This window comes from Achromobacter sp. 1011791174 (genome assembly GCF_059760925.1).
Window position 1 is genome coordinate 48,929 of the sequence record NZ_JCBANH010000017.1, and the last position, 17,326, is coordinate 66,254.

Below are 17,326 nucleotides of genomic sequence, written 5' to 3' on the forward strand. Positions count from 1 at the left end.
CTATCCTTTTGTCGGGGATTCATGAATGGGTTGAACGTCGACCAGTTCCATGCGCAGCGCGTGCGGCTGGCCGACGTGCTTGAGCACTTCGAGGAGCATGTCGCGGGCAACCGCAAATGCCACGTCGGCTTCGGTCGTGGGAATGCGGTTCACGCGCACGCGATACTCCGATCTGCCCGCGATGTAGATATCGACGGTCGTGTGGTGATCGACGGGCCTGGCCTGGGTCACAGCTGCGTCCCGGCCGCGATTCGCTGGTTGATCTCGGTGATGCGAGCGGACATCCGCGCGCAGTGGTCGGCGTGGGCCTGGGCGAACTGGAGCGTTGCCATGCCATGCGCGTAACGGCCGTTCTCGTACTTTGTGACCAGGTCCTCGGTCATCAGGGTTGCCAGCGCGCGGGTGACGTTCGTCGGCGATTCGCCCGTCATCGCGGCAATCTCCTGGTTGGACAATCCGGTCAGCGTGTGACCACGCAGTGCCTTCCAAATGCGCAGCACGCGCTGTGCGCTGTTGATGGGCGCTTCGTTCATATCGTGAACTCCGAAGTTGCAGGCATCCACAAGCGGCCTTTGACCGGGCGGTGCTCTGCGACGTGCTCGACCTGGTCGAGCATCTGCGCGAGGGCGTGCAGCCGTTCCAGTGTTAGTTCGACGCCAACGAAGGGGCCGCCGTCCAAGGTAACCAGAGGGCGCTGATCGTGTGTGCGGGTGTACTTGACCTTGATCTTCATGCTGCCGCCCTACGGGGAGCAGCGGCCTTCAGGCGGCGATTGATCCGCTTGGGCTGAGCATGGCTCGGCCAGAGGGTGGAAATGGGCTGGCCAATCAGATCGGCGATGGCACGCTCGATGCGCGCCGACCTTGTACGGCCGGAGATGACTTCGAAGACCGTGGTGGGAGCGACCTTCAGTTTGGCGGCCAGCGCAGTGGGCGTGGTGCCCTTCATGCGAATCGAGGCCTTGATCAATTCAGGATGCATGGCGTCTGCTATCCTCGCGGGGTGTGGTTTTAAGGGTCGGGAACCAGGTAGGTTCTTGAGGGTGAATGATGGTACGCAAATGCGTACTTGTCAAGTCGTTTTGAGGATACCCAATTGAGTAATTTGGGAGAGCGGCTGCGCGAGGAACGGCAGCGACTGGGTATGAACCAAGCTGAGCTTGGTTCGGCTGGTGGCGTCCAGAAACAGGCGCAGCTTAAGTACGAAAAGGGTGAGCGCTCGCCAGATGCGAATTATCTGGAAGCAATTGCGCGTGCCGGTGTGGACGTCCTCTATGTGCTTACCGGTTCCCGCTCGTTTGCTCCGCCCGCACCAATCGCCCCAGAACACCGAGCGCTGGTTGCGGACTACGACGCCTGTTCGGTAGCTGACCAAGCTGTTATCCGACGCACTGCTGCTGCGATGGCGCATCGAGGCGGAGACCCGGTGCAGAGCGCCCGCAGCGTCAATCAGCACGTCAGCGGCGGAAAGGTGATAAACAAGAAATTCAAGCTGAACATGGGAGATAAGAAGTGAGCCAACGCTGTATCACCATCAATCAGACGGCTTCCGATACTGGATCGATCACTAATCAAAAGCCACGTATCAATGTTGAATCTGCAATGCTGGTGATCTTCGTTTTAAAAAACGACGCAACCAACAATGTCAGGGTCACCTTGCTCGAATAGGGAGGAATCTGGTGATGGCATACATCTTTAAGACACAATGTCGAATCAATGTGGCGGCCGCATTGGCCACTGCACTGATGCTGATCTTCACCCCTGCTCACGCTGCTGAGAACCTGGCGGTCCTCAAGCAGAAAGCTCTCGCAGGCGACTATCAGGCGCAGCGGAACCTCGCCTTCGGATACTCGGATCGGTTCTCCGATCAAAAGAAGAATCCGGTATTGGCATGCGCATGGAGGATGGTCATCTTGACTACGGAACAGGCTGACGAAACCGACATGAGCAACTACAACACCTATTGCGGAAAGCTGCCTCCAGATTTGCTTTCCATCGCCCAGATGAAGGCCGAACTCCTGTTGAAGCACATCGACACGCCGCGGCAGTAGCGTCGCAGTAAATCCATTTAATAGCACTCCAAGCACGCGGGCGGCACGATGCAGGTTCATTCTGCTCGCCGCCCTTTTTCTTGCTCTGGAGTGCTGCCTTGGTCCGTACCGTATACCCCACTGTTCCCCTGCGTCGCCGCCTTCCGCGCCTGACCACTTGGCTCATCGTCGCCGCATTGCTGATCGTCGTGATCGGCATCGTTTCCCCCCAGCAAGTCCCTGTCGCGATCTATAAGCTGAGCCTGATCAGCCTGGCGGCCGTCGGCTCCTACTGGATCGACCGCGCACTGTTCCCCTATGCACGGCCTGACGGCTACCTGGTGCGTGATTGGCGCTGCGGCGCATGCATCGGCTCGCACCGTGTTGACCACCCGATCGCCGACGGCTACGAAATCCCCTTCATGGTTGCCACGATCCGCCGTACGGCGATCGCGGCCGCCGTCATTCTGGCTGTCGCGCTGGGGCTGTGATGCGCCAGCAGCTCCTCCGCTTCGGTCGACACCTGATCGTCCTGCTTGTGGCCAGTTGCACGGCATTGCCGGCGCCAGCGGCCGACGTGCCGCGCGCTGCCCATCAGTACCGATCGGAGCTCGTGCGTAACGCCCGTGTCGTTTGGGGCATGGACGCACCGGTCTCGATGTTCGCGGCCCAGATCCACCAAGAAAGCGCCTGGCGCCCTGGTGCGGTTTCTGTCGTGGGCGCGCAAGGCATGGCCCAGTTCATGCCGGCGACCTCCAGCTGGATCGCTGGGCTCTACCCCGCGCTGGCGCAGAACGCCCCTTTCAATCCATCCTGGGCGCTGCGCGCCCTGGTGACCTACGACCGCTATCTCTACGACCGCATCCGCGCCCGTGATGACTGCGAGCGCATGGCGATGACATTGTCGGCCTACAACGGCGGGCTGGGCTGGATCTCGCGTGACCAGAAACGAGCATCGAGTGCGGGGCTTGACCCGCTCATCTGGTGGGGATCGGTCGAGACGGTCAATGCGGGCCGATCGGCGGCCAACTGGCGCGAGAACCGGGCCTATCCCGACCGCATCATCCACCACCATCAGCCGACCTATGTTGCGGCATCCTGGGGGCCTGGCGTATGCCCGTGAATCTGAACATCGTGGGCTGGGCGATCGCGCTAGGCGCGCTCGCGGCGGGCCTGGGCTACTGGCGCGGCGAGGCCAATGGCCATGAGCGTGGCGTTCTCGAAACACAGGCTGCGCACGACGCCCGCCAGGTCGACTCGCTCGCCAAGGGCCTCGATGCGCTACGCGCCGACGTCTCGGGCAGCACGGCGATGAACAAGGAACTGCGCACGGCGATGACGGGCCTGGAGCAGCAGAACAAGACGTCGAATACGGAGCTCAAGAATGCGATTGCGAAATCTCGTCCGGCTGGTGCTGTGCAGTGCCGCTTTGATGCTGACAGCATGCGGATCCTCGGCGCCGCGGCAGACCGAGCCGATGCCCTGGCGGCCGGCGGTCTTGCTGCCAGCGGAACTGGCCACGCGGTGTCAGCCGGTCGTGCGTCCGGTCGATGACTCGGACGCAGCGGCCGCGGTCGCCTTGGAGGCGATGTACGGCCTGTACGGCACCTGCGCAGGCAAGCACGTGGACACCGTGGACTACATCAACAAGCCGGGGAAGGATCGGTGAAGATCGAATTGGAAGTCTGGCAGCTCATCACGCTGCTGATTGGTTTCTTTGGGGCTTGCGCCGGCGCGGGTCGGTTGCTGCTCACGCAGATGTTGCGCCATATCGATCTGCGCTTTCGTGCGCAGGAAGATGCGCGTTCGGCAAACCATGAGCAGGTGCAGCATCGGCTGGACAAGCTCGAGGAGTCAGCCAAGCTGGAAGCCGGCGAGTGGCAGCGCGTTGAACGAGAGTTCTTGCAGATGCAGCGCGACATGGCCTTGCAGTATGTGCGCCGCGAGGACTACATCCGCGGCCAGAGCGTTGTCGAGGCCAAGCTGGATGGGTTGGCCGTGAAGATCGAGAACCTGCAGTTGCGGGGAGTGTTGGATGGAAAACAAAATGCAAATTGACCTGGCCCGCTCGCGCCGCGAATCGCTGCGCTGGCTGATCCTGTTGACCCTGAACAACGCACGTCCGATCGGCGCCTTTGAAGGGCCGATCCTGTCGGTGGCGCAATCCGAGTATCCGGACGCCACGCCGTTGGAACTGCGCCGCGAGCTCGACTACCTGTCGGACCGCGACCTGGTTAAGCTGGAGAAGCGCCCGGACGGCAAGTGGTTTGCCGACCTCACGCGGTATGGCACCGACGTCGCCGAATACACCATCGACTGTGAGCCTGGCATCGCCCGGCCCGTCAAGTACTGGTGAACCATGGCTGGCAAAAGCAGCATTCACCGCCTGCCGGCAGAGATCAAGACCTATATCGAGGCGCAACTGGCCACCGGTTGCCATACGCTCGATAGCCTGATCGAGGATCTGCGCGAGCGCTTTCCGGCCGAGGCCAATGCCGGGTCGCTCCCCAGCCGCAGTGCCATCGGGCGTTACGGCCAGAAGCTGGAGCGTCGCCTGGCGGCTATCAGGGCCAGCACCGAGGCGGCCAAGCTCATCCGTGCGCATGCGGGCGACGAGATCGACGCCCGCAGTGAAGCGCTGACGGCCCTGGTGCAAACCGAGCTCTTCGAAGCCATCATTGAGCTGCAGGAAGCCGACGAAGAGACCGACTCCGGCAAGCGCGTGGAGCTGTTGAGCAAGGCCGCAAAGAACATCGCCACGCTGGCGCGCAGTTCGGTCAACCTGAAGAAGTTCCAGGCCGAGGCCGAGGAGCGTGCGCGGCGCGCGCTGCTCGCCCAGCAGGACGCCAAGCTGCAGGAGGTCGCCAAGGCCCAGGGCATGAGCGCCGAGCAGGTCGACTTCTGGCGCCGCGACTTCCTGGGTATCAACGCACCATGAGCATCCTCTTCCAGATCCCCAACAAAGAACTCGGCACGCGCCTCACGCACTACGGCTGGTTCTGCGGCGTCGTGCCCGTCTTTCTCGGCGACCTCGAAGGCGAGGCCCCGTTGGTGGTCGAGCGCAACGGCATCTCCGAGTGGGTGTTGAGCCTGGCCGGAGCGCTGTTCAGAGTGTTCGTCAAGGTCGCCGCAGTCGTCGCGCCCGACCGAGATATCCAGATCCCGCTGGTGGTGACGGGCCCGATCACGCCTCTGCCTGGAGGTGATCGTTGATGGCCGCCGTCATCAAACCCCTGGCCTCCACTCTGCGCATCCTGGAATGGGACGACCTACCCGCCAGCGTGCGTTCGATCTCGGACAACTTCAATCCGCTGGCCGACGGCATTCTGATGCTGCACCAGCGCCAAGTCGCCGCCCTCAAGGCGTCGATCATCGCCATTCCGAAAGGCCGTCGTACCGGTATAACCTTCGGCACCATGCTGAACAAGACGCTGGTGGCGGCGGCCCGCAAGTCCGCTGGCGGCGACAACGTCTATTACATCGGCGACACCAAGGAAAAGGGTCTGGAGGCGATCGGCTATTGCGCCAAGTTCGCCCGGGTGATCGCGCGTGCCCAGGGCGAAGGCGTCACGGGCGTCGAGGAGTTCCTCTTCGAAGACCAGGATGAGGGCGGTAAGACCAAGCACATCACCGCGTATCGCATCCGGTTTGCCAGCGGCTTTCAGGTGTGCGCCCTGTCCAGCCGGCCGGCGAACATCCGGGGCCTGCAGGGCCACGTCGTCATCGACGAGGCAGCGTTCCATCCGGACGTGCAGGGTGTGCTGGAAGCGGCCACCGCGCTCCTGATTTGGGGCGGCCAGATCACGATCATCAGCTCCCACAACGGCAAAAACAACCCGTTCGCTCAGTTGTGCCGCGACATCGAGGCCGGTCGTTATGGTGAAGATGCGGCCGTTGTGACGGTCACGTTCGACGATGCGGTCACCAACGGCTTGTACGAACGCGTGTGCTTCATGAAGGGCACGCCGGCCACGGCCGAGGGGAAGAAAGAGTGGTACAGCAAGATCCGCAATGCCTATGGGGTGCGCAAGGCGGCCATGCGCGAAGAGCTCGATGCCATCCCGCGCGACGGCAGCGGCGTCAGCCTGCCTGGCGTCTGGATCGAGAACGCCATGGCCGAGGAGCGGCCGGTCGTGCGCTTGGCGCTTGACGATGACTTCGTGCGCAAGAGCGAGGCCGAGCGCCGCTCATTCGTCGAGGACTGGATTCGCCGCCAGGTTGAACCCGCCCTGGCGCTGCTCGATCCCAAACTGCAAAGCGTTTTCGCCCAGGACTTCGCGCGTCATCGTGACTTCTCGGCGTTCGGCGTGGGTCAGATCGAGGCGAACCTGCGCCGGCGGGTGGTGTTCGTCGTCGAGATGCACAAGGTTCCGACCCGCCAGCAGGAACAGGTGATCTGGCACATCATCGAGAAGCTGCCGCGTCGTTGCGGTGGCGCCATGGACGCCACTGGCTCGGGCGAAACACTGGCCGAGTACACGGCCGACAAGTTCGGGCACGACCACGTCCACCAGATCAAGCTGAACCGCGCCTGGTACGGCACCTGGATGCCCAAGCTGATCCAGGGGTTCGAGGACGGGATGATCGACCTGCCGCGTGACGCCAACGTGGCGGCCGACCTTCGTGCGATCGAGGATGTCGAGGGCATACCGATGGTGGTCAAACTGCGGCGCAAGGATCTGAAGGATCCGGAACTGACCCGCCACGGGGACTCTGCGGTGATGCTGGCGTTGCTGTGGTTCGCCACGATGAACCTTGCCGCACCCATCGATTACACGCCGGTGCCGCGCCAAACGAGCCGCTGGGATGCATTGCCTGGTGAACTCGACGACGACACCCCGCGGGCCGGCGACGGCGCGTGGCGCGAGGCACTTCAAATTTCCGGCCTTTTGGGGCGTTTTTTGGGGTGGGTGGCTACGCTGACCCCAGTCGCGCGCCTGAGGGCCTTTATAAACACGCGTAAACGGCTTGCCGGGGCTTCGGTCCACCGGGGAACCGTCGCAGGTTTGGGTTGAGACCCGACAGAGAGAGATTCATGGCTCAAATCGTTGATCAATTCGGCCGCCCGATCACCAGCATGCACCTGGAGGAGCCGCAGACGGCTCGGCTGGGGCACCTGCAATCCGAATGGGAGAACCACCCCACACGCGGGCTCACCCCGCCGCGGCTCGCGCAGATCCTGCAGCAGGCCGAGACGGGCGACATCACGGCACAGCACGAGATGTTCGCCGACATGGAGGAAAAAGATGCGCACCTCTTCAGCGTCATGCAGACGCGCCGCCTGACGGTCAGCCAGCTCGACTGGTCGATCGAGCCGCCCGCGAATCCCACCAGTGCGGAACAGGACGAAGCGGCCTTCGTGACCGAGGTGCTGCAGGGCCTGGAGATGGAGGACATCCTTTTTGACATGACCGATGCAGTCGGCCATGGCTTTTCACCGATTGAGCTCGGATGGGACACGATCGAGAAAACGCGCATGCCGGTCACGGCAACGTTTCGCCCTCAAGGGTGGTTTCGTACGCCCATCTCCCCGGGCCTGGGTCGCAACGAACTGCGCCTGCGCGACAACAGTGCGGATGGAGAGCCGCTCTGGCCTTTCGGCTGGATCATGCACACGCACCGCTCGCGCAGCGGCTACATCGCCCGCACGGGCCTGTTTCGTGTGCTTGCCTGGCCGTGGCTGTTCAAGAACTTTGCCGTGCGCGACCTGGCCGAGTTCCTGGAGATCTACGGGTTGCCGCTGCGCCTGGGCACGTACAACCCCAACACGTCTGACGACAAGGCGCGGGCGACACTCTTGCGCGCCGTGATCGGCATTGGCCACGACGCCGCGGCCATCGTGCCCGAGGGCATGAAGATCGAGTTCAAGGAAGCTGCCAAGGGTGAGTCCACGCCGTTTGACAGCATGATCAGCCTCATGGAGCGCAGCACGAGCAAGGCGGTCCTGGGAGGCACGCTCACCAGCGGCGAAGGCGAGCACGGCACGCAGGCCCTGGGCAAGGTGCACAACGAATTGCGCCACGACCTGAAGAAATCCGACGCGCGCCAGCTTGCTACCACCCTGACTCGCCAGCTGGTGTACCCGATCCTGGCGGTCAACCGGGGCCGCACGTCGTTGCACCGGTGCCCGCGCCTGGTACTCGACACGCAGCAGCCCGAAGACATCAAGTTGCTCGCCGATTCGCTACCCAAGCTGGTGAACATGGGCATGCGGATCAAAGCGGACTGGGCGCACAGTAAGCTCAAGATCCCGATGGCCGAAGAAAAGGATGCGATCCTGCAGCCCGTTTCGCCATCATTTGGCGATGGCGCCGGCGGGCTCGCAGGGTTGGCTGCTGGAGGCCGACGCCAACCCGCTCCCGCGCAGCTGGCCCGGTTGAAGGCTGCACCGGGCGATCCGACCAACGCGGCGGCCGACGCGATCGACAGCCTGGTCGATGCCATGCTCGATGAGTGGCAGGCCAAGCCTGATCCCATCCAGAAGGCGATCCAGGAAGCGCTGGACAGCAGCACGTCGTTCGAGGACTTCCAGGTGGCCGTCGAGGAGCGCCTGGCCGCGATGGACGCCACGGCGCTGGTGGACCTGCTCAGCCGCGGCACGCTGGCGGCCCGCCTCTGGGGCAACTTGACCAACGGCGGACGCACCTGACATGGCCGCCATCGAGCTGGAGCCGCTGCCGCCGCGAGAGGCTGTCGAGTTCTTTCGCCAGAAGGGCTATCGGATGGCGTTCGCCTGGCAGGACATGCCTGCCCAGGAACACGCGGCCGCCTTCACTGTGGCCAAGGCGATGCGGCTGGATGTGCTGAAGGACATCCGCGGTGCCACCGACCGCGCGATCGCCGAGGGCACCACGTTTCAGGACTTTCGGCGCACGCTCGGCCCGCAGCTGCAGGACAAGGGCTGGTGGGGCAAGCGCGAGATGGTCGATCCGGTCACCGGCGAGACGGTCAATGCGCAGCTTGGCAGCGATGCCAGGTTGCGCAAGATATTTGACACCAACGTTTCCACCGCGTATTCCGAGGGGCAGTCCGAGCGGATCCAGCGCAACATCGAGCTGTTTCCCTACCTGCAGTACTTGCGCAGCTCGAGCGAGCACCCTCGCTTGTCGCATGCAGCCTTTGCCGGCCGCGTCCTGCGTGCAGACGATCCCTGGTGGCAATCGCATATGCCGGTCAAGGAATGGGGCTGCAAGTGCGGGGTGCTGCAGCTGACCGCGCGCCAGGTGAGCCAGATGGGCCTTGAGGTCAGCGAGGCGCCGCCCGAGCGGTATGTCGAGTACACGAACACTCGCACGGGCGAAACCATGGATGTGCCGGTGGGCGTGCATCCGGCCTTCAACTATCGGCCAGGCCTGCGCCGCGAAAGTCTGGCCCGGGCGTTGATGGACAAGGCGGACGCGGCCGAGCCACGCACGGCCGCGCGCATGCTGGCCGACGGCACCGATCAATGGGCACCGCTGGTACAGGCCGAGTTCAACGACTTCGTCGGCCGCTACACCCGCGGTGAACGCCGCACGGTTGGGCAGCGTCGCGTGGTCGGTGCATTCTCCAGCGACCAGGTCGACGCGTTGCAGGGCGCCGGGCAGCTGCGCGGCGCGGGCGCCCGCGGCACGATTCACGTCGACATGACAAAGCTGCGGAGCATGCTGGGTGATGGGCAAGATGCTCCTGGTCCGGCCACGGACGCTGGCGCCGCACTCGTCGCGCAGCTGCCGACGCTGTTGCGCCAGGTCGGTGAGGCATGGCTGGACGGGCATCACGCGGTGCTGCTATGTACCTCCCCCTCCGATTCACAACGCGTGGTGAAGGTTGTCGTGGACCTCACCGGCCAGGCGCGCGGCAAGGCCGGGGCCAATGGCGTGGTCTCGATGGAAGTGATCGACCCCGCATCGTTTGACCGCACCGGTCTCTCCAAGCTGCAATAGGTGACGGCGGTGGGCGAGCAGCAGCCACTCCGGCCACATCAGGTGCACACCCGAAAACGCGGTAAACCCGTTTAATAGAGCGTTCCAAGGCATGGCGTCAGACTGGCGCCCATGCCTAAGTCCACCATTCCACTCCTTGCCGCGTTCGCCGTGCAGATCAAGCGCACGGGCGACGATGGCGCCATCCCTGAGCTCCATCTGCTGCCTGATGGCGAATTCAAGCCACAGGCGGCCGAGGATGTGCGCGAGATGCCCAAGTCCGGCACCTACCGCATGAATGCGCAGATCGCGGAGAAGGTCATCGCCCTGGCGCGCGCGAGCGTCAACGATTTTCCGATCGACTACGAGCACCAGACGCAACAGGCCGCCAAGAACGGCCAGCCCGCGCCGGCGGCCGGCTGGATGGCCGGCGCCAAGTTCGTCTTTCGCCCTGGCGAAGGCCTCTTTGCGCAGGATGTGCAGTGGACGGCGCGCGCCAAGCAGATGCTGGATGGCGACGAATACCGCTACCAAAGCGCCACATTCCTCTATCACCCCGAAACCGGTGACGTGCTGGCCATTGTCGGCGCCGCGCTCACCAACCGTCCTGCCCTGGACGGATTGACCAGCGCTCAGCTGGCCGCACTCAGCGCGCAGCTTGCGCGCCAATTCCTTCCCACCACCACCGAGGACGACATGAACCCTCTGCTCAAAGCCCTGCTCGAAGGCCTCGGCCTGCCCGAGACCGCCACCACCGAACAGGGCGTGTCTGCCCTGGCCGCCTTGAAGTCCCAGGCCGCGCAAGCTGGCCAGATCGCTGGCCTGAACGCCCAGATCGCGACGCTCAAATCGACGCCGCCCGACCCGACCAAGTTCGTGTCGGTGGATGCCGTTGCCTCTTTGAATACCGAGCTGGCGACCCTGCGTGCACAAGCCGCCCAGGGCGAAATCGATCAGGTCATCGGCCAGGCCAAGGCCGACGGCAAGGTGGCCAGCGATGTCGTCGAGAAGACCTGGCGCGACATCGGCAAGGCCGACCTGGCGCAGCTCAAGGCGCTGGTTGCCGCAACGCCCGCCAACCCGGTCCTCGCCGGCCAGCGCCAGACCGATGGAAAGCAGCCGGGCCAGCACGCGGGTGAACTGAGCCAGAGCGAACTCGCCGTGTGCGCGGCCATGGGCCTGACCCCCGACCAGTTCAAGGCCGGCAAGCAAGCCCAGGGCCTGGCCAACGGCTGATCGCCGCCCCCCCGTTTCTCACCTTCAGGACACTTCCATGACCGCTCTGACCCAGGATCGCAACACACTGCGCCGTGACGGCAACCAGATCGAACCGCCCGTGGCGGCCGCCACCAAGATCTTTGGCGGCTCGATCGTGTGCATCAACACCGCCACGGGCTACGCCGTGCCGGGATCGACCTCGACCACGCTCAAAGCTGTGGGCGTTGCCGAAGACCGCGCCGACAACAGCGCGGGCGCCGCGGGCGAGATCCGCGTGCGCCTGCGCAAAGGCCCGCACCGCTTCGCCAACAGCGCCTCGGCCGACCTCATCACCCTGGCCGATATCGGTGCCGACTGCTACATCGTCGACGACCAGACGGTGGCCAAGACCTCGGGCACCAACACCCGCAGCGTGGCCGGCAAGGTGTTCGATGTGGACGCCGACGGCGTCTGGGTCGACTTCGCCTGATCGGCCACCAGTCCTTCGAATTCGGAGATTTCGAACATGATCATCAATCACGCCAACCTGGCGATCCTCAACCAGGCCTTCAACGCGGCCTTCCAGTCGGGCCTGACCACCGCGGCTCCCATGTGGAACCAGTTGGCCATGATGGTGCCCAGCACCACGGGCACCGAGAAGTACGCCTGGCTGGGCTCCATCACGAAGTTCCGCGAGTGGCTGGGTGAACGGGTCTATCAGAACCTGAAGCAATCGGACTACTCGATCAAGAACAAGACCTGGGAAAACACCGTGTCGGTCGGCCGCGACGAGATCGAGGATGACCAATACGGCGTATACAAGCCCGTCATCCAGCAGCTGGGCCAGGACGCAGTGACGCACCCCGACGAGCTCGTCTTTGCGCTCCTGCAGGCGGGCTTCTCCACGCGTTGCTTCGACGGCCAGTACTTCTTCGACACGGATCACCCTGTCGGGCAGCCGGGCCAGGAAGTGAGCGTGAGCAACTTCCAGGGTGGCTCGGGCGCAGCCTGGTACTTGGTGGACACGACCAAGGTGATCAAGCCGATCATCTACCAGCGTCGCCGCCCCTACGCCTTCCAGTCCAAGACGAGCCTGACCGACGAAAACGTCTTCAACCGAAACGAGTTCGTCTGGGGTGCCGATGGGCGCAGCAACGTCGGCTATGGCCTGTGGCAACTGGCCTATGCGTCCAAGGAAGGCCTGGACCTGCAGGCGTACTCCGATGCCCGCGCCTCGATGCAGAGCCAGAAGGCCGACAACGGCAAGCCGCTGGCGATCCGCGCCGCCGAGCTCTGGGTGCCGCCCTCGCTGGAGCAGGCTGCGCTGGAGGTCATCCAGGCCGACCGCCTGGCCAACGGCGCGAGCAACGTGATGCGCGGCACCGCCAAGGTCGTGGTCTGCCCGTACCTGGGGTGATCGGCTAACCCCGCCCGCACCACTTGACCCAACCCGATATACCGGAGATTGCCCACATGGCTACCGCCAAACCCCGAGGCCGCCAGGCCACCGCAAAACCGCCCGTCACCAAGCCCGACGGCGCCAAGGCCCTGAAGGTCGTTCCCAAGACCGACGGCTTTCGTCGCGCCGGCCGCGCCTTCGCCGGCGAGACGGTGATTCCGCTGTCCGAGCTGACCGATGAGCAGTTCGAGCAGCTCACCACCGAGCCGCAACTGGTGACGATGCTGATCGACCTGCCCACCGAACCGGATAGCAGCAACCCGGCCAACGCGACCTGACACCCCATGCGACGGGCGCTGAACCCCATCTGTTGCGTCTGACGGATGGGGCGAGCCTTGCAGACGCTACCGCCCAACCTCTGCCGGGGCTGGATAGTGCGGGAACCGGTTTGGTCTAGCCCCGGCATTTCTACGGTCTTTCCCATGTCCTACGCCACTGCCACCGAACTGCTGATCCGTTTCGATTCCGACGAGATCTCCCAGCGTGCCGATCGCATGGTGCCACGCCTGGTCACCGACGAGATGCTTCGGATCGCGGCCGCCGGTGGCGATCTGAGCGGCTTCACGCCCGAGGAGCGGGCCGCGATCGCGCGGGCCATGGAAAAGGTCGACCGTGCGCTGGCCGATGCGCGCAACACGATCGATAGCTACATCGCCGGGCGGTACACCTTGCCGCTTTCGTCCGTGCCGCAGGTCCTGATCCGGATCGCCTGCGAACTGGCCCGCTACTACCTCTACGACGATCAGTTCACCGAGACCGTCAAGCAGCGCTATGACGCCAACATCAAATTCCTGATCGGCGTGGCCTCGGGCGATGTAAAGCTGGGCGTGGACGCAGAATCTGGCGTTGAACCGGCTGGCGGCGCCGGCGCCGAGCTGTACACCGCCGGTCGCATCTGGGATCGCCGCTCCTCGGGAGGGTTTCTCTGATGGTCCAGGCCACGATCCGCTACGAAGGGCAGCGCGGGCTGGATGCCGCCTTGTCTCGCCTGGCCGCCCTTGGCCGTTCGCCCCGGCCGATCTTCAAGGCGATCGCCAACTACGGCGAATCCTCCACTCGCCTGCGCTTTGAGCGCCAGCGGGGCCCTGATGGCTCGGCCTGGAAACCCAGCCGTCGGGTCCAGAAATCCGGCGGCCAGACGCTCGTCAAGAGCCGGCGCCTGCTACGCAGTATCACCAACGCCTATGGCGACACCTATGCAGCCTGGGGCAGCAACGTCGCCTATGCACGCATCCACCAGCAGGGTGGCGAGATCAATCGTGCCCCGTATTCGACCCGTATCCGCCTGCGCACCGATGCCCGCGGCAACCTGGTGCGCCAGCCTGGCAATCGCAATCTGGCGGTGTTCGCCCGCGATAGCCACAAGCGGGCCCGCACGAGCTGGCATGAGGTTCGTGCCTACAAGATCCGGATGCCCGCCCGGCCGTTCTTGGGTGTGAACCGCGAGGACCTGTGGGCAATGGGCCGCCTGACGGTGCAGGCCATTCAAGCGGCAGAGGGAGGTGGCGGTGCTCGGTAAGCATGAACTCGCCCTCATTGCGGCCTTGAAGGCGCGCCCGGGCATCCAGAAGACCACGCGCACGGTCGGCAGCCTACCCACCGTGCCTGATGACGCCAAGCTGCTGCAGCGCTACCTAGTGGACGCTCCCGCGCTGTACGTCACCGAAGGGGTGTATCGGATCGTCGACGACATGGGCGTACTGGCATTCACCGTGGGCATCGTGGTGCGCAACGTGGGCGGCAATACCCAGGCCCGCCTTGGCGATGGCCAATCCATCAGCGCGGATCAGCTTCTGACGTTGGTGATCCGGGCGCTGCATGGCCGGCGCATTGGCGACGCCAGCTGGAACATCCGCCGCGCAGAGTACCTGGAGCCCGTCGATGTCTTCGAGACCGCCGGGCTCACCGTGATCGGCGTGTCGGTTGAAAGCACGCCGATGGCGCTGCCCGATGATCCGGAGGAGCTGGACGGCCTGGGTGACCTGCGCCACGTTCACCTGGACATGGACATCGCCCCGCACGCAAGCCGCGAAGAGCACGAAAAATGGCTCGCCGAGCCGCCCGACTACAGCACCGACAGGCCTGACCTGCAGGCTGACATTCCGCTGGCTGGCGCCGGCACCGACAACTGACATCCGAGGATCCAGAATGCAGACCGTCACCCTCAAACCGGCCGTCATCGACGGCGAACCGCTCAAGGTGCGCAAGCCCCAGGGCGGCTATCTCGCCACGCAGGGCGAGCCCATTGTGCTGACCACGTACTGGCGCCGGCGTCGCGACGACGGCGATGTGGTCGCGGTCGATAAGACGCAGCCTGGCGCAGCCGCGCCGGCCGATCCCAATCCGGCCGATACCCCGGTCGCGCCCGCCAAGTCCGCCTCGGCCAAGGGCGCCAAGGCGGCCACCGAGTAACGATCCAAGGAGCCGCCATGCCGGACAACATCATTTTCAATACGATCCCGACCGACATCCGTACGCCGGGCCAGTACGTCGAAATCGACAACTCCAAGGCGCTGCGTGGGTTGCCGTCGCTCAACCGCCGCATCCTGGTGGTGGGCAACAAGCTGCCCACCGGCACCGCGGCCCCGCTGACCCTTTATCGCGTGAACAGCGGTGACGAGGGCGCCACACTGTTCGGCCGCGGCAGCGTGCTGCACGAAATGCTGCGCCTCGCGCGTCGGGCCAACAAGACGAGCGACATCTGGGCGCTGGGCGTCGAAGACCTCGCCGCTGGCGTGGCCGCCACCAAGACCATCACCGTCACCGGCCCCGCTGCCGCTGCCGGCACGATCGCCCTCTACATCAACGGCCAGAAGCTGTCGGTCGGGGTGGCGGCCGGCGATACCGCCACGGCTGTCGCCACGGCGATCGCCGCTGTCGTCAATGGCTACCAGAACGGCCCGGTCACGGCCTCGACGGCCGCAGGCGTGGTGACGCTGACGGCGCGCCATAAGGGTGCCTTCACCCAAGGCATCGGCGTGCTGGTCAACTTCTACGACGACGAAACGCTGCCGGCCGGTCTGGTGCTGGAGATCGCCAACGGCGTGACCGGCACCGGCAACCCCGACGCGGCCGACGTGGTCGCGGCCATCTCCGACGAGTGGTTCTACACCATCATTTCGCCCTGGAGTGATTCGGCGAACATGGCGATCATCGAGGCAGAGCTCGACAGCCGGTTTGGCGGGATGGACATGCGCACGGGCCACCTCTTCACGGGCATGGCCGGCACGCACGCCCAGCTCACGACCTATGGCTCTGCCCGCAACAACGAACACAGCTCATTTATCGGTGTGAAGAACCCGCCGCAGGCGCCGTACCTGTGGGCGGCCGTACACGGCGCGGTGGTCGAGTTCAACGGCGCCATCGACCCGGCACGACCCTTCCAGACGCTCGATCTGCCGGGCCTGCTGCCGCCCAGCCCGAAGGATCGTTTCCGTCGTGAAGAGCGCCACCTGCTGCTGCACGATGGTTGCAGCACGTTCACCGTCTCCCAGGACGGCATCGTGCAGATCGAGCGCGTGGTGACCACGTACCAGACGAACGCCTGGGGGATCGAGGATGTCTCCTACCTGGACGTGGAGACCGTGTGGACGGCGGATTACATGCGCTATGCCTTCCGCACGGCCGTGGCCACGAACTTCCCGCGGCACAAGCTCGCCGACGACGGTACCGACTTCGACCCCGCCCAGCCGATCGCGACGCCGTCGATGATCGCGGGCGTCCTGATCGCCACCGCCAAGTCCCTGGAGAAGGCGGGCCTCCTGGAGAACTTCGAGGATTTCAAGAAGAACCTCATCGTCCAGCGCAGCATGGTCGATCGCGACCGTGTCAATGCCGTCATCCCGCCTGACCTGGTGAACCAGTTCCGGGTGTTTGCGGGCAGCATCCAGTTCATCCTGTAAGGAATCGAGAACATGCCTCAAGTTACTGGCCGAGTATTCATCAGCGTGGGCGGCCGCCGCCTGCGCAGCAAGCCTGGCGCCACGCTCGACATCGGTGGCGTTTCCCGTGCGCCTGTCACGAGCGACAGCGGCGTCGACGGCTACACCGAGTCCACCGCTGCGCCGGCGGTCAACTGCACCATCAGCCACATGTCCGGCGTGAGCCTGGCCGACCTGGCCGGCATCCGCGACGAAACCATGCGGTTCCAGACCGACACCGGCATCGGCTACACCATCCGCGGCGCCTGGTTGGCGTCACCACCCGTGCTGGGCGGTGGCGGTGAGGTCACGCTCGCCTTCAATGGCGTCGAGTGCATCGAGGGCTAGGCCCCTCTGTAAACCCATTTCAAGGAACACCATGAATACTCCCCTGACCGTTATCAAGACGCTGCCTTCGCCCTGGGTGGTAGGCGGCAAACCCGTCACCGAGATCGAAGTTCGCGAAGCGTCGCTGGGCGACTCGCTCGAGGCCGAGAAGGAAGCCAACCCGGCCCTGCAGCCGACCGCCTTCCAAGTCGCGCTGGCCTGCCAGGTGCTCGTGCGCGCGGGCGATGACACCGGCCCCTTCGTGCCGGCGCAGTTCAAGACCCTCAAGGGCAAGCAGTGGGCCGTCTTCCGCGAGGCCATGCAGGAGGCGGAAAAGCTGGGGGAAGACTGACGCGCGGCCGCGAGGGCGCGCTGCTGCAGATCATGCTCTTGGCATCCCGGCTGGGTTGGAGCCGGGCCGAGATCCTGGCGCTTCCCTTGCCGGAAGCGCAGTTTTATGTAGATCAGCTCACTAAGAAGAGGTCTGGGG

The 17,326-nt window shown here is 64.6% G+C and carries 27 protein-coding genes; 23 read left to right on the plus strand and 4 right to left on the minus strand.

Translation table 11 applies throughout. The features are described from left to right. From AC6LJ5_RS08765 to AC6LJ5_RS08780, 4 genes are read right to left on the minus strand one after another with little or no spacing between them, the layout of a single operon-like run. Complete coding sequence (locus AC6LJ5_RS08765) at positions 1–231, minus strand: hypothetical protein (RefSeq protein WP_053497742.1); 231 nt, start codon at positions 229–231, stop codon at positions 1–3. Further along, entirely contained in the window at positions 228–533 is a 306-nt protein-coding gene (locus AC6LJ5_RS08770) for a helix-turn-helix domain-containing protein (protein WP_053497740.1), read from the minus strand. Before AC6LJ5_RS08770 ends, AC6LJ5_RS08765 begins: the two co-directional genes overlap by 4 nt. After that, entirely contained in the window at positions 530–733 is a 204-nt protein-coding gene (locus AC6LJ5_RS08775; RefSeq protein ID WP_053497737.1) for a hypothetical protein, read from the minus strand. Before AC6LJ5_RS08775 ends, AC6LJ5_RS08770 begins: the two co-directional genes overlap by 4 nt. Then, positions 730–981: a helix-turn-helix domain-containing protein gene (locus AC6LJ5_RS08780; protein WP_053497735.1), complete on the minus strand. Its 252-nt coding sequence runs from the start codon at positions 979–981 to the stop codon at positions 730–732. Before AC6LJ5_RS08780 ends, AC6LJ5_RS08775 begins: the two co-directional genes overlap by 4 nt. 114 nt (positions 982–1,095) lie before the next feature. Here AC6LJ5_RS08780 and AC6LJ5_RS08785 point away from each other — a divergent pair, with 114 nt between their 5' ends. From AC6LJ5_RS08785 to AC6LJ5_RS08895, 23 genes are all read left to right on the plus strand, one after another. Further along, a complete protein-coding gene (locus AC6LJ5_RS08785; protein ID WP_155492271.1) occupies positions 1,096–1,515 on the plus strand; it encodes a helix-turn-helix domain-containing protein in 420 nt (139 codons plus the stop codon). Positions 1,516–1,681: 166 nt separating this feature from the next. Next, positions 1,682–2,050: a hypothetical protein gene (locus AC6LJ5_RS08790; RefSeq protein ID WP_053497731.1), complete on the plus strand. Its 369-nt coding sequence runs from the start codon at positions 1,682–1,684 to the stop codon at positions 2,048–2,050. Positions 2,051–2,148: 98 nt separating this feature from the next. Next, positions 2,149–2,520: a putative holin gene (locus AC6LJ5_RS08795; RefSeq protein WP_053497729.1), complete on the plus strand. Its 372-nt coding sequence runs from the start codon at positions 2,149–2,151 to the stop codon at positions 2,518–2,520. Further along, the gene (locus AC6LJ5_RS08800; protein ID WP_053497728.1) at positions 2,520–3,152 is read left to right on the plus strand and encodes a transglycosylase SLT domain-containing protein; all 633 of its coding nucleotides are present in this window, start codon (positions 2,520–2,522) and stop codon (positions 3,150–3,152) included. Before AC6LJ5_RS08795 ends, AC6LJ5_RS08800 begins: the two co-directional genes overlap by 1 nt. Further along, on the plus strand, positions 3,149–3,583 hold the full coding sequence (locus AC6LJ5_RS08805) for a hypothetical protein (RefSeq protein WP_155492270.1): 435 nt from the start codon (positions 3,149–3,151) through the stop codon (positions 3,581–3,583). The genes AC6LJ5_RS08800 and AC6LJ5_RS08805 overlap by 4 nt, the downstream gene beginning before the upstream one ends. A gap of 111 nt (positions 3,584–3,694) precedes the next feature. Then, positions 3,695–4,087: a hypothetical protein gene (locus AC6LJ5_RS08810; RefSeq protein ID WP_053497724.1), complete on the plus strand. Its 393-nt coding sequence runs from the start codon at positions 3,695–3,697 to the stop codon at positions 4,085–4,087. After that, the gene (locus AC6LJ5_RS08815; protein ID WP_033454018.1) at positions 4,077–4,385 is read left to right on the plus strand and encodes a hypothetical protein; all 309 of its coding nucleotides are present in this window, start codon (positions 4,077–4,079) and stop codon (positions 4,383–4,385) included. Before AC6LJ5_RS08810 ends, AC6LJ5_RS08815 begins: the two co-directional genes overlap by 11 nt. Before the next feature lie 3 nt (positions 4,386–4,388). Further along, positions 4,389–4,967: a DUF3486 family protein gene (locus AC6LJ5_RS08820; RefSeq protein WP_053497722.1), complete on the plus strand. Its 579-nt coding sequence runs from the start codon at positions 4,389–4,391 to the stop codon at positions 4,965–4,967. Beyond that, positions 4,964–5,242: a hypothetical protein gene (locus tag AC6LJ5_RS08825; RefSeq protein WP_053497719.1), complete on the plus strand. Its 279-nt coding sequence runs from the start codon at positions 4,964–4,966 to the stop codon at positions 5,240–5,242. The genes AC6LJ5_RS08820 and AC6LJ5_RS08825 overlap by 4 nt, the downstream gene beginning before the upstream one ends. After that, complete coding sequence (locus AC6LJ5_RS08830; protein ID WP_230846573.1) at positions 5,242–7,044, plus strand: hypothetical protein; 1,803 nt, start codon at positions 5,242–5,244, stop codon at positions 7,042–7,044. The genes AC6LJ5_RS08825 and AC6LJ5_RS08830 overlap by 1 nt, the downstream gene beginning before the upstream one ends. 20 nt (positions 7,045–7,064) lie before the next feature. Further along, positions 7,065–8,678, plus strand: coding sequence for a DUF935 domain-containing protein (locus tag AC6LJ5_RS08835; protein ID WP_053497717.1), 1,614 nt, complete (start codon positions 7,065–7,067; stop codon positions 8,676–8,678). 1 nt (position 8,679) lies between these two features. Continuing rightward, complete coding sequence (locus AC6LJ5_RS08840; protein ID WP_053497715.1) at positions 8,680–9,954, plus strand: phage head morphogenesis protein; 1,275 nt, start codon at positions 8,680–8,682, stop codon at positions 9,952–9,954. Between the two features lie 150 nt (positions 9,955–10,104). Then, entirely contained in the window at positions 10,105–11,169 is a 1,065-nt protein-coding gene (locus AC6LJ5_RS08845) for a phage protease (protein ID WP_498140285.1), read from the plus strand. Between the two features lie 37 nt (positions 11,170–11,206). Then, a complete protein-coding gene (locus tag AC6LJ5_RS08850; protein ID WP_053497710.1) occupies positions 11,207–11,620 on the plus strand; it encodes a hypothetical protein in 414 nt (137 codons plus the stop codon). A 36-nt stretch (positions 11,621–11,656) separates the two neighbouring features. Next, positions 11,657–12,547, plus strand: a complete 891-nt coding sequence (locus AC6LJ5_RS08855; protein WP_053497708.1) for a Mu-like prophage major head subunit gpT family protein — start codon at positions 11,657–11,659, stop codon at positions 12,545–12,547. A 56-nt stretch (positions 12,548–12,603) separates the two neighbouring features. Further along, the gene (locus AC6LJ5_RS08860) at positions 12,604–12,867 is read left to right on the plus strand and encodes an HI1506-related protein (protein WP_053497706.1); all 264 of its coding nucleotides are present in this window, start codon (positions 12,604–12,606) and stop codon (positions 12,865–12,867) included. 144 nt (positions 12,868–13,011) lie between these two features. Further along, positions 13,012–13,518, plus strand: coding sequence for a gp436 family protein (locus AC6LJ5_RS08865; RefSeq protein ID WP_053497704.1), 507 nt, complete (start codon positions 13,012–13,014; stop codon positions 13,516–13,518). Further along, the gene (locus tag AC6LJ5_RS08870; RefSeq protein ID WP_053497702.1) at positions 13,518–14,108 is read left to right on the plus strand and encodes a phage virion morphogenesis protein; all 591 of its coding nucleotides are present in this window, start codon (positions 13,518–13,520) and stop codon (positions 14,106–14,108) included. The genes AC6LJ5_RS08865 and AC6LJ5_RS08870 overlap by 1 nt, the downstream gene beginning before the upstream one ends. Further along, complete coding sequence (locus tag AC6LJ5_RS08875) at positions 14,092–14,721, plus strand: hypothetical protein (protein WP_155492269.1); 630 nt, start codon at positions 14,092–14,094, stop codon at positions 14,719–14,721. Before AC6LJ5_RS08870 ends, AC6LJ5_RS08875 begins: the two co-directional genes overlap by 17 nt. Positions 14,722–14,737: 16 nt before the next feature. Further along, positions 14,738–15,001, plus strand: a complete 264-nt coding sequence (locus AC6LJ5_RS08880; RefSeq protein WP_053497698.1) for a DUF2635 domain-containing protein — start codon at positions 14,738–14,740, stop codon at positions 14,999–15,001. A gap of 17 nt (positions 15,002–15,018) precedes the next feature. Beyond that, positions 15,019–16,491 (plus strand): phage tail sheath subtilisin-like domain-containing protein, encoded by a 1,473-nt coding sequence (locus AC6LJ5_RS08885; protein WP_053497696.1) that lies wholly within the window; start codon positions 15,019–15,021, stop codon positions 16,489–16,491. A 12-nt stretch (positions 16,492–16,503) separates the two neighbouring features. Then, positions 16,504–16,857, plus strand: coding sequence for a phage tail tube protein (locus AC6LJ5_RS08890; RefSeq protein WP_053530710.1), 354 nt, complete (start codon positions 16,504–16,506; stop codon positions 16,855–16,857). A gap of 31 nt (positions 16,858–16,888) precedes the next feature. After that, the gene (locus tag AC6LJ5_RS08895) at positions 16,889–17,188 is read left to right on the plus strand and encodes a hypothetical protein (protein ID WP_053497691.1); all 300 of its coding nucleotides are present in this window, start codon (positions 16,889–16,891) and stop codon (positions 17,186–17,188) included. Positions 17,189–17,326 lie beyond the last annotated feature (138 nt).

Bases quoted from the DNA above. Each gene is read 5' to 3' on its own strand.
- AC6LJ5_RS08770 (WP_053497740.1), bottom strand. From the start codon at position 533: ATGAACGAAGCGCCCATCAACAGCGCACAGCGCGTGCTGCGCATTTGG.
- AC6LJ5_RS08775 (WP_053497737.1), bottom strand. From the start codon at position 733: ATGAAGATCAAGGTCAAGTACACCCGCACACACGATCAGCGCCCTCTG.
- AC6LJ5_RS08780 (WP_053497735.1), bottom strand. From the start codon at position 981: ATGCATCCTGAATTGATCAAGGCCTCGATTCGCATGAAGGGCACCACG.
- AC6LJ5_RS08790 (WP_053497731.1), top strand. From the start codon at position 1,682: ATGGCATACATCTTTAAGACACAATGTCGAATCAATGTGGCGGCCGCA.
- AC6LJ5_RS08800 (WP_053497728.1), top strand. From the start codon at position 2,520: ATGCGCCAGCAGCTCCTCCGCTTCGGTCGACACCTGATCGTCCTGCTT.
- AC6LJ5_RS08815 (WP_033454018.1), top strand. From the start codon at position 4,077: ATGCAAATTGACCTGGCCCGCTCGCGCCGCGAATCGCTGCGCTGGCTG.
- AC6LJ5_RS08820 (WP_053497722.1), top strand. From the start codon at position 4,389: ATGGCTGGCAAAAGCAGCATTCACCGCCTGCCGGCAGAGATCAAGACC.
- AC6LJ5_RS08825 (WP_053497719.1), top strand. From the start codon at position 4,964: ATGAGCATCCTCTTCCAGATCCCCAACAAAGAACTCGGCACGCGCCTC.
- AC6LJ5_RS08830 (WP_230846573.1), top strand. From the start codon at position 5,242: ATGGCCGCCGTCATCAAACCCCTGGCCTCCACTCTGCGCATCCTGGAA.
- AC6LJ5_RS08835 (WP_053497717.1), top strand. From the start codon at position 7,065: ATGGCTCAAATCGTTGATCAATTCGGCCGCCCGATCACCAGCATGCAC.
- AC6LJ5_RS08840 (WP_053497715.1), top strand. From the start codon at position 8,680: ATGGCCGCCATCGAGCTGGAGCCGCTGCCGCCGCGAGAGGCTGTCGAG.
- AC6LJ5_RS08850 (WP_053497710.1), top strand. From the start codon at position 11,207: ATGACCGCTCTGACCCAGGATCGCAACACACTGCGCCGTGACGGCAAC.
- AC6LJ5_RS08855 (WP_053497708.1), top strand. From the start codon at position 11,657: ATGATCATCAATCACGCCAACCTGGCGATCCTCAACCAGGCCTTCAAC.
- AC6LJ5_RS08860 (WP_053497706.1), top strand. From the start codon at position 12,604: ATGGCTACCGCCAAACCCCGAGGCCGCCAGGCCACCGCAAAACCGCCC.
- AC6LJ5_RS08865 (WP_053497704.1), top strand. From the start codon at position 13,012: ATGTCCTACGCCACTGCCACCGAACTGCTGATCCGTTTCGATTCCGAC.
- AC6LJ5_RS08870 (WP_053497702.1), top strand. From the start codon at position 13,518: ATGGTCCAGGCCACGATCCGCTACGAAGGGCAGCGCGGGCTGGATGCC.
- AC6LJ5_RS08880 (WP_053497698.1), top strand. From the start codon at position 14,738: ATGCAGACCGTCACCCTCAAACCGGCCGTCATCGACGGCGAACCGCTC.
- AC6LJ5_RS08885 (WP_053497696.1), top strand. From the start codon at position 15,019: ATGCCGGACAACATCATTTTCAATACGATCCCGACCGACATCCGTACG.
- AC6LJ5_RS08890 (WP_053530710.1), top strand. From the start codon at position 16,504: ATGCCTCAAGTTACTGGCCGAGTATTCATCAGCGTGGGCGGCCGCCGC.
- AC6LJ5_RS08895 (WP_053497691.1), top strand. From the start codon at position 16,889: ATGAATACTCCCCTGACCGTTATCAAGACGCTGCCTTCGCCCTGGGTG.